4 protein-coding genes are annotated in these 17,345 nt (G+C 36.5%); all 4 read right to left on the reverse strand.

What is annotated here, in order from left to right; translation table 11 throughout:
• Position 1 precedes the first annotated feature (1 nt).
• Entirely contained in the window at positions 2–1,858 is a 1,857-nt protein-coding gene (locus tag O5O44_RS08920; protein ID WP_289194028.1) for an OmpA family protein, read from the reverse strand.
• Between the two features lie 148 nt (positions 1,859–2,006).
• Positions 2,007–3,932 (reverse strand): OmpA family protein, encoded by a 1,926-nt coding sequence (locus O5O44_RS08925; RefSeq protein ID WP_289194030.1) that lies wholly within the window; start codon positions 3,930–3,932, stop codon positions 2,007–2,009.
• A gap of 13 nt (positions 3,933–3,945) precedes the next feature.
• Positions 3,946–4,872 carry a PorP/SprF family type IX secretion system membrane protein gene (locus tag O5O44_RS08930; RefSeq protein ID WP_289194031.1) on the reverse strand — a complete coding sequence of 309 codons (927 nt, stop codon included), beginning with the start codon at positions 4,870–4,872 and terminating at the stop codon, positions 3,946–3,948.
• A gap of 11 nt (positions 4,873–4,883) precedes the next feature.
• Complete coding sequence (locus O5O44_RS08935) at positions 4,884–17,324, reverse strand: T9SS type B sorting domain-containing protein (protein ID WP_289194033.1); 12,441 nt, start codon at positions 17,322–17,324, stop codon at positions 4,884–4,886.
• Between the last annotated feature and the right edge of the window lie 21 nt (positions 17,325–17,345).

Raw genomic sequence — 17,345 nt, forward strand, 5'->3', positions numbered from 1 at the left:
TTTATTTTATTAACTTGAAACTAGTACGTCTATTAGCTTGATGCTGCGCTTCTGTACACTTTATTGTGCCTGTACAACCATTTCCGATATGATCTTCACCATAGCCCTTATATGTAATAATTCTTTCAGGACTTATACCATTATTCACTAAATAGTTATATGTGGTAATCGCTCGCATTTGAGAAAGCTTATAATTGTAAGACGCAGGGCCTCTAGCATCTGTATAAGACTCAATGCTAATTTTCATACTAGGATATTCGTTAATCATCGTATGGATTAAACCATCTAATATTTGAATATCTTCATTTCTAATATTTGAACTATTAAAACTAAAATATATTGGTGATAATTCTAGTGATTCTGGAATCTCAGAAATAGTTTCTACTTCGGCTAAAGGTTGTAAGTTAAAAGTAAATGAAATTGCATTTTGTTTTCTTTCAATATTTTTAGAGGATACATTTTTCAAATATTCGGTATATCCGTCGTTGCTAATTTTCACATTATAGTCTGAATCTCTATCTAAGTAAATATTAAATTGCCCCTTTTCATTTGTTAAGAGTTCAGCAATTTTAAATTTGTTCTCGTCTAGTAATGTTACTTTGGCATCAGTAATTGGGCTATTCGTAATTTCATCGAAAACTGTGCCTTGAAGTGTTAATTGTGGTGTTCTATCAAAAGCGTATATATCATCACTACCAACCCCTCCTTTTCTATTTGACGCAAAATAACCTGAAAAACCATCTTCATTCATAAAAAATGAAAAATCATCTTTACTTGAATTTACCGGAGTACCAAGATTAATAACATTAATTATTTTATTATTTGAACCTTTAACGGTTCCAAAAATATCAAGCATGCCTAATCCTGGATGACCATCTGATGCGAAAAACAAAGCACCTTCGTTATTTACAAAAGGAAATCTCTCATTATGTCTTGTATTAACAACACTGCCAATATTTTTAGGCTTACTATAATTGCCATTATTTATGTCAACATAATAAATATCAGAACCTCCAAAACCACCAGATCTATCTGAAGCAAAATAGAGTTTTGTTTCGTCTGGACTTAATGCCGGATGACCATTAGAATAATGATTACTATTAAAAGGAAGTTCTTCGATGTTAGTCCATTTCCCTTCAACCAAAGAAGCTTTATAAATTTTTAAGTTTGATATGCCTTGATTATTTCTCCCTAGAACATTTCTTATAAAATCTGTTCTGGAAAAATACATAGTATTACCATCTTTAGTCATTGTAATTGGACCATCATGATATACCGAATTTATATCGCCTTTGAGTTTAAATTTACTTCCAATTAAGCTATCATTAGCGTTTTTATCTTTAGCATAGATATTAAGGAATGGTTCCTCATCCCAACCGTTACGGTGTTTTTTTAATGAGCCTTCATCTCTTGATGAAGCAAAATATACTTTTCCGTTATGCTCGTATGCTCCAAAATCGCTGTATTTTGAATTGTAACTAACGTCCTTTAAAAAGTATTGCTTTTTAGCAGAAAAAATAGAATTTAAAAAATCTGAATCTTTTAAATATTTTTTTTCTTCAATATTACCACCAGCTTCTTTAAATTGTTGCATCCAGACTCTAGACTCTTCATAGTTTTTAACACCTCTTAATGCTTGAGAATAGTTATAATAATATTCTATAGGCACATGGTTTTGTTTTACAGCTTTCTGGTAATAAACTACAGCACTATCTGGGTTTCTCAAAAAAGCATAACTATCGGCCAATTGTCTGGTAGCATAATCTGTATTAACACCATGATCTATTAATTCATGATAAGCATTAGTAGCTTGAACAAAAGCGAAATTATTAAATAAATTATCTGCTTTTTTCTGCATATCATTTTGCGCAAACGAGCACAAAGCTATATGCAATATAAATCCTATTATTATGTAGTTTTTTAATTTCATTTGGGGTCTTTATTTAATTAAAATCCTATTCTTATGACTAAAAGTCTATTATACTCGCAATTAGGTTTTGCGTTTTTTATTCCATTTTTACAACTATAAATTGTGTACGTCTATTTAATTGATGATCTTTTTCTTCACATTTTTGACCGTCTTCACAGCCATTAGTTAATCTTCGTTCACCAAAACCTTGATGCTCTGTAATTCTAGAAGGATCTATACCTTTAGATAGTAAATATTCGTAAGTGGCGTTAGCTCTATCAATAGATAGCTTATCGTTGTATGAAAGTGCTCCTCTTGAATCAGTATGCGACTCAATACGAATAACCATTTCTGGATAATCGTTTTGCATCAAGCTTACTATTTTATCTAATTCCTCTCTTGCATCAGGTCTGATTTTATGGCTATCAAAATTGAAATAGATTGTATTTAAATCAATTTCAGCTAATTTAACTACATCTTGAACTGGATTTAATAATAAGTTGGCACTTATTGTAATTAACTCCGTTTGAATATTTCTTGAGGTAAATTCCCGATAATCAGAAATATATTTATCTTGATTAGCAACTATTTTATAGTCTTTATTTCGGTCTATATTAATTTGAAAATAGCCGTTTTCATCGGTTTCCATGTACGCCACTTGATTATCATTTTCATCAAATAGGGTAATTTTAGCGCCTTTTACTGGACTAGTGTTAATAGCATCGGTCACAACACCTTCAACATGTAATACAGGTTCTCTGTGAAATGCATAAATATCATCGCTACCACGTCCGCCTTGTCTGTTAGATGCAAAATATCCAGTAATACCATCGGCATTCATAGTAAATGCAAAATCATCTTTGTTTGAGTTTACAGGAACACCTAAGTTTATAACGTCTACAATAGTTTCTTCATCCTCACCCTTAATAGAAGCAAAAATATCCAGCAATCCTAAACCGGTATGCCCATCAGAAGAGAAGAATAGAACACCTTCGTTATTTATATAAGGAAATCCTTCTGCACTTTCAGTATTAATTACATTACCTAGGTTTTGCAAATTACTTAAAGACCCGTCAGGCGCAATATCTACGCACCAAATATCAGATCCTCCAATTGAGCCAGGTCTATCAGAAGAAAAGTACAATTTGGTATCATCTATATTTAAAGCGGCGTGTTGTGTTGAAAAGTTATCACCGTTAATTGAAAGATCTTCAACATTTGTCCATAAACTATCTACCAAAGTAGCTCTATAGATTTTCATGTTGGTTAATCCCTTTTTATCTTTTACTTCAATATCATCTTTAAAATTATTTCTAGAGAAATACATGGTTTTCCCATCTTTTGTTATGGTAACTGGTCCATCATGATATATCGAGTTAACATCACCTTTAACTTTAGCCGTATAATCCACATTTCTTTTAGAGCCTGCATCAGTAACATATACATCTAAAAAGGGTTGTTCATTCCAACCATATAGACGTTTAACAGCTACACCTTCATCTCGAGCGGAAGCAAAATATACTTTACCGTCATGTTCAAAAGCACCAAAATCGCTGTACTTAGAATTAAATCGAACTCTATCTAAAAAGTATTGTTGTTTGGCACCAAATACACTAGTTATAAAATTAATATCTTTTGAAAAATCATTAGAACTAACCACACCTCCTGAATCTTTGAAGCGTTTTAGCCATATTTGAGATTCGTCGTATTTTTTCATACCACGAAGCGATTGTGCATACTTATAATAGTATTCTATAGGAACATTTTTTTGCTTAACAACACTTTTATAAAATCTTGAGGCATTTCTTGGGTCTCGTAAAAATGCATAACTATCTGCTAGCTTTCGTGTAGCGTAGTCTCTATTATAATTATCTTGTACAAGCTCTCTATAAAGTTTTGCAGCTTTAACAAAAGAAAATTTATTGAATAATGTATCAGCTCTTTTTTGTTTTCCTTGTTGAGAAAACGCAGTGAAACTTATCATTAATGCAATACAAACTAATATAAAATTTTTAGTATTCATAGAAAAATTATAATTAGAAATATCTAGGTGATTTTAATTTAGAACTTAAGAATTTAAACTCGTATATAAGCAGTATTTCGTGTGTTCCGGTTGTATAATCTGCAATTTCAGATATTGGCTTTTCATAAGCATATCCAATACGTAATTGTCTAGATACTTGAAAGTCTACAATACCACCAATTGCAGCAGTTTGTTCGTTAATTCTATAAGAGCCACCTAACCAAAACTTTTCATTAAATAAAAAGTTTGCAGTTAAATCATAAGATACAGGAGCTCCATTTGTCGCTTTTATTAAAGCAGCTGGTTTAAATTTAATACTTTTCGTAATATCTAAAACACCACCAGCTGTAAAATAGTAACTTATTCTATCGAGAGCTTCAAAGTCGTTTTTATTATTGGCATCATTATTTAAAATTCTTGGTGCCGATATACTAGCATAAATTCTATTCGTACTCCAATAAATACCAGCACCCACATTTGGAGCCCATCTATCTGCAGTCCCATAAATTAATGGGTCGTTTGAATTGTCCTCATCTAAACGAAAACTAGTATCAAAGCTAAACTGAGTAAATCCTGCTTTTAATCCAAATGCTAATTTACCTTCTTGTCCAGTTGGAATACTATAAGAAAAGTCACCATACAAATATGTGAAATTTTGCGGACCCAAATCATCTTCAATAAAAGATAAACCTAAACCAACTCTATCATTTCTTAATGGTGTATGGATAGAAAGCGTTTGAGTAATTGGACCACCTCTAAAGCCAACCCATTGACTTCTGTGTAATCCAACAATACTTAATGCCTCTCTACTACCAGCGTATGCCGGATTTATTGAGATTGTGTTGTACATATACTGTGTAAATTGTGGTAATTGCTGTGCAACCCCAACCGTACAGCTAAACAACGCAATAGCGATTATATTTTGTTTTAAAAATTTCATAGGTTAAGATGTTATTTGGTTCCTAAGTAAACTGGACCGGTTAATGGGCTCAATCCACTATTTCTTAAATTAATGATATAATAGTAAGTTCCGTTAGGTAATTTTCCGTTATTTCCAATTGACGATTTTGGTGACGTACCATCCCAATCTCCAAATGCGCCTGAACCAGATTTAATACTTCCTAAGGTATAATCATTTGACTCATATACTAGTGCACCCCAACGGTTAAATATTTTAACTTCGGCTACAAAACCACATAAATCTATTCCTTCAATATCAAAAGATTCATTAAAACCATCATCATTAGGTGTAATTGCTGTTGATATAGAGATGTCTTTTTCTCCACATGGCAATACTTTACATTTAGCATCAATAACCATAATTACATCGGTAATATTGATACATCCGTCTTGGAATCCAGTATATCTAATTACATATTGAATACCTTCAGTATTAGGATTAAAATCTAAAGAATATGCAGCTTCTAAGTTAGTGGGATCAAAAATACTTCCTGTAACTGTTGCTATTGGATTACCTTCAATTATTTCCCAACTACCTCCAAAGGTATCTTCAGGAAGATAGTCATCTAAATTAATAGCACCATCGAAAAAGCATCTATCTTCAGCCACTACTTCTGTTAAAATCTCATCAAGTGATACATTTAATGTTTGTGTATAAACTTCTTCATTATTACAAGCATCTCTAACAGTCCATGTTCTGATGATTTGATAATCGGCGATTACATTTTCATCAAAGGTGTTTACTTCATCAAATTCTACAATTACATTAGAAGAGCAATTATCAGTAAACTCCACTACAGGAATTTCAGGTATCTCTGTACAACTCACATTTAATTCTTTTATGATCGACGAAGCAGGAACAGGAGCAGTTGTGTCTTGCACTGTTATTACTTGAGTGTGTGTAGTTGTTAATCCACATTCATCGGTAGCTATCCAAGTACGGTTAATTGTATAATTTGATGGACAATTTCCATTAATTCTAACATCACTCGCTGAAACCGTAGCATTTCCACAATTGTCAATTGCAGTTAAAGTTGATGCCTCTGGTATTGCATCACACTCCACCGTGATATCTCTTGGTAAAGATTCAACAAATGTAGGGGGCGTAGTATCCTGCACAACTATAATTTGTGTATATGTAGAAGTCAATCCACATTCATCAGTTGCAACCCATGTACGAGCTAATGTATAATTATTAGTACAATTACCATTAGTTCTTGAATCACTAACTTTTACTGTAGCCGAACCACATGAATCGGAAGCTGTTAATGTTTCTGGAGCAGGTATAGCATCACATTCTACAACAATTCTTGGCAAAGGTAGTGTCCCATTGAATGTTGGCGGCGTAATATCTTGAACAGTTATTGTTTGAACATGAGTTTTTATTACACCACACTCATCAGTTGCAGTCCAAGTACGCGCTATGGTATAATTACCAGGACAATTTCCATCAGTTCTTAGGTCATTAACCGATACTGTTGCTGTACCGCAATTATCAGTTGCTGTTAAAACTTCTGGTTCAGGTATATTATCACATTCCACAACAATATCTGTGGGAAGCGTTGTTTGATCAAATTCCGGAGCAGTTGTGTCTACCGTTGAAATAATTTGATCTGCACTAGCTACGTTACCACAAGCATCGGTTGCAGTCCAAGTACGAGTAATTGTAAAATTACCAGAACAAATACCATTTGTTGTTACATCGGTAAATGTAACAACTGGATTTGGATCACAATTATCGACAGCAGTTGCTGTACCAAAATTAGTAGTTGATAAATCATCACTACATTCTGCTGTTACATTTGCAGGTAATGTAAGTACAGGAGCTATAGTATCTTTAACTGTATAAGTATACGTGTAAACCGATTCGTTTCCAGCACAGTCGGTATAAGTATAAGTATAAATCTTATCACCTTCACATACAGGATCTGCATTCTCTGTAATTACTGGTGCTAAAAGATTACCACAAACATCCATTACAGCAGGTGCAGCAGGTTGTGTTGCATCCGCAATACACTCTACAGTAGAACCAGCATTTGCAGGTACTATAGGAGCCGATGTCACATCAATTGTATAAGTGTAAACATAAACTGATTCGTTTCCAGCACAATCTGTATACGTATAAGTATAAACTTTATCGCCTTCACATACAGGATCTGCATTCTCTGTGATTACTGGTGTAATGTCATTACCACAAACATCTGTTACCACAGGGGCAGCAGGTTGTGTTGCATCTGCAAGACACTCTACAGTAGAACCAGCATTTGCAGGTACTACAGGGGCTGTTGTAATATCAATTGTATAAGTATATGTATAAACTGCTTCGTTTCCTGCACAATCTGTATAGGTATAAGTATAAACTTTATCGCCTTCACATACAGGATCTGTATTCTCTGTGATTACTGGTGTAATGTCATTACCACAAACATCTGTTACAACTGGCGCAGTAGGTTGTGTTGCATCTGCAAGACACTCTACAGTAGAACCAGCATTTGCAGGTACTACAGGGGCTGTTGTAATATCTATTGTATAGGTGTATTCCCAAACTCCAGTATTTCCAGCACAATCAGTATAAGTAAATGTGTATATTTTATCACCCTCACAATCAGGATCTGCATTCTCTGTCATTACAGGAATAACTTCATCACCATTAGCATCGTTAACCGTAGGAGGTGTAGGAACAGTTGCATCTGCAATACATTCTACAGTCGATCCTTCGCTAGGAGGCACTGTAAATGGTGCCAATTCAATGGTATAAGTATAAGTCCAATCGGCTGTATTTCCAGCACAATCTGTATAGGTAAAAGTATAAACTACAGTTCCTTGACAATCTGGAGTATCTGATTTTGTTGCTTCAGAAGGTGTAATTGTATTTCCACAGTTATCTTCAACACTAGGATGTGTTGGCTCTTCAGCGTCATCTAAATTATCTACAGTTTCAGAACCGTTAGCAGGCATCGCAAACTGAGTTAAATCTATAGTATATGTATACGTGTAAACTGATTCGTTTCCAGCACAGTCGGTATACGTATACGTATAAATCTTATCACCTTCACATACAGGATCTGCATTCTCTGTGATTACTGGTGTAATGTCATTGCCACAAACATCCGTTACAACTGGTGCAGCAGGTTGTGTTGCATCTGCGACACATTCAACAGTAGAACCAGCATTTGCAGGTACTACAGGAGCCGTTGTCACATCAATTGTGTAAGTGTAAACATAAACTGATTCGTTTCCAGCACAATCTGTATACGTATAAGTATAAACTTTATCGCCTTCACATACAGGATCTGTATTCTCTGTGATTACTGGTGTAATGTCATTACCACAAACATCTGTTACCACAGGGGCAGCAGGTTGTGTTGCATCTGCAAGACACTCTACAGTAGAACCAGCATTTGCAGGTACTACAGGGGCTGTTGTAATATCAATTGTATAAGTATATGTATAAACTGCTTCGTTTCCTGCACAATCTGTATAGGTATAAGTATAAACTTTATCGCCTTCACATACAGGATCTGTATTCTCTGTGATTACTGGTGTAATGTCATTACCACAAACATCTGTTACAACTGGCGCAGTAGGTTGTGTTGCATCTGCAAGACACTCTACAGTAGAACCAGCATTTGCAGGTACTACAGGGGCTGTTGTAATATCTATTGTATAGGTGTATTCCCAAACTCCAGTATTTCCAGCACAATCAGTATAAGTAAATGTGTATATTTTATCACCCTCACAATCAGGATCTGCATTCTCTGTCATTACAGGAATAACTTCATCACCATTAGCATCGTTAACCGTAGGAGGTGTAGGAACAGTTGCATCTGCAATACATTCTACAGTCGATCCTTCGCTAGGAGGCACTGTAAATGGTGCCAATTCAATGGTATAAGTATAAGTCCAATCGGCTGTATTTCCAGCACAATCTGTATAGGTAAAAGTATAAACTACAGTTCCTTGACAATCTGGAGTATCTGATTTTGTTGCTTCAGAAGGTGTAATTGTGTTTCCACAGTTATCTTCAACACTAGGAGGTGTTGGCTCTTCAGCGTCATCTAAATTATCTACAGTTTCAGAACCGTTAGCAGGCATCGCAAACTGAGTTAAATCTATAGTATATGTATACGTGTAAACTGATTCGTTTCCAGCACAGTCGGTATACGTATACGTATAAATCTTATCACCTTCACATACAGGATCTGCATTCTCTGTGATTACTGGTGTAATGTCATTGCCACAAACATCCGTTACAACTGGTGCAGCAGGTTGTGTTGCATCTGCGACACATTCAACAGTAGAACCAGCATTTGCAGGTACTACAGGAGCCGTTGTCACATCAATTGTGTAAGTGTAAACATAAACTGATTCGTTTCCAGCACAATCTGTATACGTATAAGTATAAACTTTATCGCCTTCACATACAGGATCTGTATTCTCTGTGATTACTGGTGTAATGTCATTACCACAAACATCTGTTACCACAGGGGCAGCAGGTTGTGTTGCATCTGCAAGACACTCTACAGTAGAACCAGCATTTGCAGGTACTACAGGGGCTGTTGTAATATCAATTGTATAAGTATATGTATAAACTGCTTCGTTTCCTGCACAATCTGTATAGGTAAACGTATAAACTTTATCGCCTTCACATACAGGGTCTGTATTCTCTGTGATTACTGGTGTAATGTCATTACCACAAACATCTGTTACAACTGGCGCAGTAGGTTGTGTTGCATCTGCAAGACACTCTACAGTAGAACCAGCATTTGCAGGTACTACAGGGGCTGTTGTAATATCTATTGTATAGGTGTATTCCCAAACTCCAGTATTTCCAGCACAATCAGTATAAGTAAATGTGTATATTTTATCACCCTCACAATCAGGATCTGCATTCTCTGTCATTACAGGAATAACTTCATCACCATTAGCATCGTTAACCGTAGGAGGTGTAGGAACAGTTGCATCTGCAATACATTCTACAGTCGATCCTTCGCTAGGAGGCACTGTAAATGGTGCCAATTCAATGGTATAAGTATAAGTCCAATCGGCTGTATTTCCAGCACAATCTGTATAGGTAAAAGTATAAACTACAGTTCCTTGACAATCTGGAGTATCTGATTTTGTTGCTTCAGAAGGTGTAATTGTATTTCCACAGTTATCTTCAACACTAGGAGGTGTTGGCTCTTCAGCGTCATCTAAATTATCTACAGTTTCAGAACCGTTAGCAGGCATCGCAAACTGAGTTAAATCTATAGTATATGTATACGTGTAAACTGATTCGTTTCCAGCACAGTCGGTATACGTATACGTATAAATCTTATCACCTTCACATACAGGATCTGCATTCTCTGTGATTACTGGTGTAATGTCATTGCCACAAACATCCGTTACAACTGGTGCAGCAGGTTGTGTTGCATCTGCGACACATTCAACAGTAGAACCAGCATTTGCAGGTACTACAGGAGCCGTTGTCACATCAATTGTGTAAGTGTAAACATAAACTGATTCGTTTCCAGCACAATCTGTATACGTATAAGTATAAACTTTATCGCCTTCACATACAGGATCTGTATTCTCTGTGATTACTGGTGTAATGTCATTACCACAAACATCTGTTACCACAGGGGCAGCAGGTTGTGTTGCATCTGCAAGACACTCTACAGTAGAACCAGCATTTGCAGGTACTACAGGGGCTGTTGTAATATCAATTGTATAAGTATATGTATAAACTGCTTCGTTTCCTGCACAATCTGTATAGGTATAAGTATAAACTTTATCGCCTTCACATACAGGGTCTGTATTCTCTGTGATTACTGGTGTAATGTCATTACCACAAACATCTGTTACAACTGGCGCAGTAGGTTGTGTTGCATCTGCAAGACACTCTACAGTAGAACCAGCATTTGCAGGTACTACAGGGGCTGTTGTAATATCTATTGTATAGGTGTATTCCCAAACTCCAGTATTTCCAGCACAATCAGTATAAGTAAATGTGTATATTTTATCACCCTCACAATCAGGATCTGCATTCTCTGTCATTACAGGAATAACTTCATCACCATTAGCATCGTTAACCGTAGGAGGTGTAGGAACAGTTGCATCTGCAATACATTCTACAGTCGATCCTTCGCTAGGAGGCACTGTAAATGGTGCCAATTCAATGGTATAAGTATAAGTCCAATCGGCTGTATTTCCAGCACAATCTGTATAGGTAAAAGTATAAACTACAGTTCCTTGACAATCTGGAGTATCTGATTTTGTTGCTTCAGAAGGTGTAATTGTATTTCCACAGTTATCTTCAACACTAGGAGGTGTTGGCTCTTCAGCGTCATCTAAATTATCTACAGTTTCAGAACCGTTAGCAGGCATCGCAAACTGAGTTAAATCTATAGTATATGTATACGTGTAAACTGATTCGTTTCCAGCACAGTCGGTATACGTATACGTATAAATCTTATCACCTTCACATACAGGATCTGCATTCTCTGTGATTACTGGTGTAATGTCATTGCCACAAACATCCGTTACAACTGGTGCAGCAGGTTGTGTTGCATCTGCGACACATTCAACAGTAGAACCAGCATTTGCAGGTACTACAGGAGCCGTTGTCACATCAATTGTGTAAGTGTAAACATAAACTGATTCGTTTCCAGCACAATCTGTATACGTATAAGTATAAACTTTATCACCTTCACATACAGGATCTGTATTCTCTGTGATTACTGGTGTAATGTCATTACCACAAACATCTGTTACCACAGGGGCAGCAGGTTGTGTTGCATCTGCAAGACACTCTACAGTAGAACCAGCATTTGCAGGTACTACAGGGGCTGTTGTAATATCAATTGTATAAGTATATGTATAAACCGCTTCGTTTCCTGCACAATCTGTATAGGTAAACGTATAAACTTTATCGCCTTCACATACAGGGTCTGTATTCTCTGTGATTACTGGTGTAATGTCATTACCACAAACATCTGTTACAACTGGCGCAGTAGGTTGTGTTGCATCTGCAAGACACTCTACAGTTTCAGTACCATCAGCTTGTGCGATAGTGAATGCAGGTGTATCAATAGTATAAACATAAGCCCAATTAGCAGAGTTACTTGCACAATCAGTATAAGTATATGTATAAGTTCTTGTTCCTTCACATGTTAATGGATCTGGATTCTCTGTAACAACAGGAGCCGAAGGCGTTAGTGTAGTTCCACAAGCATCTGTTACTGTTGGTAATACTATTCCTGAACCATCTGCATCTGCAATACAATCTACAGTTTCAGTACCATCAGCTTGTGCGATAGTGAATGCAGGGGTATCAATAGTATAAACATAAGCCCAATTAGCAGAGTTACCTGCACAATCAGTATAAGTGTATGTATAAGTTCTTGTTCCTTCACATGTTAATGGATCTGGATTTTCTGTAATAACAGGAGCCGAAGGCGTCAGTGTATTTCCACAAGCATCTGTTACTGTTGGTAATACTATTCCTGAACCATCTGCATCTGCAATACAATCTACAGTTTCAGTACCATCAGCTTGTGCGATAGTGAATGCAGGGGTATCAATGGTATAAACATAAGCCCAATTAGCAGAGTTACCTGCACAATCAGTATAAGTGTATGTATAAGTTCTTGTTCCTTCACATGTTAATGGATCTGGATTCTCTGTAACAACAGGAGCCGAAGGCGTCAGTGTAGTTCCACAAGCATCTGTTACTGTTGGTAATACTATTCCTGAACCATCTGCATCTGCAATACAATCTACAGTTTCAGTACCATCAGCTTGTGCGATAGTGAATGCAGGTGTATCAATAGTATAAACATAAGCCCAATTAGCAGAGTTACCTGCACAATCAGTATAAGTGTATGTATAAGTTCTTGTTCCTTCACATGTTAATGGATCTGGATTCTCTGTAACAACAGGAGCCGAAGGCGTCAGTGTAGTTCCACAAGCATCTGTTACCGTTGGTAATACTATTCCCGAACCATCTGCATCTGCAATACAATCTACAGTTTCAGTACCATCAGCTTGTGCGATAGTGAATGCAGGTGTATCAATGGTATAAACATAAGCCCAATTAGCAGAGTTACCTGCACAATCAGTATAAGTGTATGTATAAGTTCTTGTTCCTTCACATGTTAATGGATCTGGATTCTCTGTAACAACAGGAGCCGAAGGCGTTAGTGTAGTTCCACAAGCATCTGTTACTGTTGGTAATACTATTCCTGAACCATCTGCATCTGCAATACAATCTACAGTTTCAGTACCATCAGCTTGTGCGATAGTGAATGCAGGGGTATCAATAGTATAAACATAAGCCCAATTAGCAGAGTTACCTGCACAATCAGTATAAGTGTATGTATAAGTTCTTGTTCCTTCACATGTTAATGGATCTGGATTTTCTGTAATAACAGGAGCCGAAGGCGTCAGTGTATTTCCACAAGCATCTGTTACTGTTGGTAATACTATTCCTGAACCATCTGCATCTGCAATACAATCTACAGTTTCAGTACCATCAGCTTGTGCGATAGTGAATGCAGGGGTATCAATGGTATAAACATAAGCCCAATTAGCAGAGTTACCTGCACAATCAGTATAAGTGTATGTATAAGTTCTTGTTCCTTCACATGTTAATGGATCTGGATTCTCTGTAACAACAGGAGCCGAAGGCGTCAGTGTAGTTCCACAAGCATCTGTTACTGTTGGTAATACTATTCCTGAACCATCTGCATCTGCAATACAATCTACAGTTTCAGTACCATCAGCTTGTGCGATAGTGAATGCAGGGGTATCAATGGTATAAACATAAGCCCAATTAGCAGAGTTACCTACACAATCAGTATAAGTGTATGTGTAAGTTCTTGTTCCTTCACATGTTAATGGATCTGGATTCTCTGTAACAACAGGAGCCGAAGGCGTCAGTGTATTTCCACAAGCATCTGTTACTGTTGGTAATACTATTCCTGAACCATCTGCATCTGCAATACAATCTACAGTTTCAGTACCATCAGCTTGTGCGATAGTGAATGCAGGGGTATCAATAGTATAAACATAAGCCCAATTAGCAGAGTTACCTGCACAATCAGTATAAGTGTATGTATAAGTTCTTGTTCCTTCACATGTTAATGGATCTGGATTCTCTGTAACAACAGGAGCCGAAGGCGTTAGTGTAGTTCCACAAGCATCTGTTACTGTTGGTAATACTATTCCTGAACCATCTGCATCTGCAATACAATCTACAGTTTCAGTACCATCAGCTTGTGCGATAGTGAATGCAGGTGTATCAATAGTATAAACATAAGCCCAATTAGCAGAGTTACCTGCACAATCAGTATAAGTGTATGTATAAGTTCTTGTTCCTTCACATGTTAATGGATCTGGATTCTCTGTAACAACAGGAGCCGAAGGCGTTAGTGTAGTTCCACAAGCATCTGTTACTGTTGGTAATACTATTCCTGAACCATCTGCATCTGCAATACAATCTACAGTTTCAGTACCATCAGCTTGTGCGATAGTGAATGCAGGTGTATCAATAGTATAAACATAAGCCCAATTAGCAGAGTTACCTGCACAATCAGTATAAGTGTATGTGTAAGTTCTTGTTCCTTCACATGTTAATGGATCTGGATTCTCTGTAACAACAGGAGCCGAAGGCGTTAGTGTAGTTCCACAAGCATCTGTTACTGTTGGTAATACTATTCCTGAACCATCTGCATCTGCAATACAATCTACAGTTTCAGTACCATCAGCTTGTGCGATAGTGAATGCAGGTGTATCAATAGTATAAACATAAGCCCAATTAGCAGAGTTACCTGCACAATCAGTATAAGTGTATGTATAAGTTCTTGTTCCTTCACATGTTAATGGATCTGGATTCTCTGTAACAACAGGAGCCGAAGGCGTCAGTGTAGTTCCACAAGCATCTGTTACCGTTGGTAATACTATTCCCGAACCATCTGCATCTGCAATACAATCTACAGTTTCAGTACCATCAGCTTGTGCGATAGTGAATGCAGGTGTATCAATGGTATAAACATAAGCCCAATTAGCAGAGTTACCTGCACAATCAGTATAAGTGTATGTATAAGTTCTTGTTCCTTCACATGTTAATGGATCTGGATTCTCTGTAACAACAGGAGCCGAAGGCGTTAGTGTAGTTCCACAAGCATCTGTTACTGTTGGTAATACTATTCCTGAACCATCTGCATCTGCAATACAATCTACAGTTTCAGTACCATCAGCTTGTGCGATAGTGAATGCAGGGGTATCAATAGTATAAACATAAGCCCAATTAGCAGAGTTACCTGCACAATCAGTATAAGTGTATGTATAAGTTCTTGTTCCTTCACATGTTAATGGATCTGGATTTTCTGTAATAACAGGAGCCGAAGGCGTCAGTGTATTTCCACAAGCATCTGTTACTGTTGGTAATACTATTCCTGAACCATCTGCATCTGCAATACAATCTACAGTTTCAGTACCATCAGCAGGTAAAACTATTGGTGTAGTGTTGGATATTGTAATTGTTTGCACATAGTCTGCAACAATTATATTACAAGCATTAACTATTTTAAATGTGTTAGTAATTGTACCTGTTCCTGGACATGAAGGATCTTCATCAAAAGTTCCGGGTGTTTTTTCAATTGTTAGATTACACTTATTGGCTAAAGGTGCTAATGCTTGTGCATCACTTAATGCTGACGCATCATTACATTGCACATTACGGTCTAATGCTCCTAGTGCTGTTGCCCAATCTACAGTTGGCTGTATAACATTAATTATGGTTTCTTCTTCATTACCTACACCACAGGCATCAACACTAGATGAGCTATTTGTGGTTTGCATAACGGGATTTTGAACACCATTATAGGTCGCAGTGAACTCTAACCCAAAAGATGTAACACATGAATCCTCAAGAAAATAACATTCATCTTTAATTTCTAAGTCAAACTGCACATTAAAAGATGTGCTTCCAGCTGTAACCAAACTATCTTCAACAAAAAATTCAAGGACATTGGTAGTGGAATTGTATAAATAAGTAACTCCTGGTGGTAATGAACCATGTGTTTCTGGGGTAGCGCCAGTAGCTGGTAACGTAGACATTATTTGAGGTGGTAACGTAGAAAATATAGTTAGATTTTCAGCATCATCATTACCTTTATTCTCAACATCAAAATTTCCTGTAATAATAGTTCCAGGGGGTTGTGGTGTACTTGTGGCAGAAGTAACTACTTGTATAGGTCCAAGATTAGGTTCGAATACATCAACAGAAAGTCCTAGTAAATATACACCATAGGTTTCTTGATTAGATGTTAGTCTAAAAGTAGCCGAAGTTTGATCATTACCTATTATGGAATTACCTGGGTTATCTAATTGAAAAACCGCCGCATCAAAACCTAAAGTATTTTCACTATTAGGTTCTCGATTTGGGAAATTAGCATTATCTACCGTAATTCTACTATTAAAAAAGTTATCAGGACCACGAATAGGAGTTACAGGATCAGTTGCTAAATCTACATAAGTAAGAGGAGCGGTTACTATTTGTAATTTGTCACCACTTAAATTTCTATCTCCTTCAAGTGCACCCATAAGTACTTTAATACTTACATTTTGAGGTGCTGGTACTGTTTGAAATCCATCAATTAAAATTTCATAATCTTTTTGCCCTACAATATTTCTAACGTGCGCATAACCATCGTAAATACTAATATTTTTGGAAGGTAATTCAGGGCTTTCATAAACAAAAACAATTTGCCAACCGCCTGAAACACCAGTCGGAGTTGTAAAATCGGGTTCTTGTAAATTACCAATTTTTCCTTCAACATTTGCCACTTGATACCAACCATAAGGTGAATCGCCGCCATCAACTAAATCAGTAACTAACGATGTGATATCTTTTATACAAATATACGGGTCATTACTAAAATGATCATTTGGATTACCATCGCCGTTATCATCTCTACCTCTATATAAAACTTCATCCGCATCATAAGTTGTATAAGCCGTTTCACCCGGTAGCATTAGTTTAACATCATCAAAATCCCAAGAAGGCTGGTTTTCCGAAAGGGGATCACCATCAATAGGTTCAAAATCTGAAGCTGCCCAATATAATAGCACCTTTTTAATAGTTAGACAGCTTGCACTAGGAGCAGGATTTAAAAATTGAGCTCTACTAGAATTAAATGTGCTGGGGTCCACATCAATATCAACGTATACAAGATTATTATCTTGATTGTCGCCTGTACCATTGTATGGATTTGTAACATGTAACGAAACCATATTATTCGCTATCATGGTAAAATCACCATTTACACTTTCATTAAATCGAGGGTCAAAATCGTTTTTTAACTGAGCATGCGATAATGCACTTATAAAAAAGAGAAATACCAAAATTAAATGATGGTAATTTTTATATTTAGTAGACGTTTTCATAAGCCTTTTAATTAACTAATT

Source organism: Algibacter luteus (assembly GCF_030344935.1).
GTDB classification, from domain to species: Bacteria; Bacteroidota; Bacteroidia; order Flavobacteriales; family Flavobacteriaceae; genus Arenitalea; species Arenitalea lutea.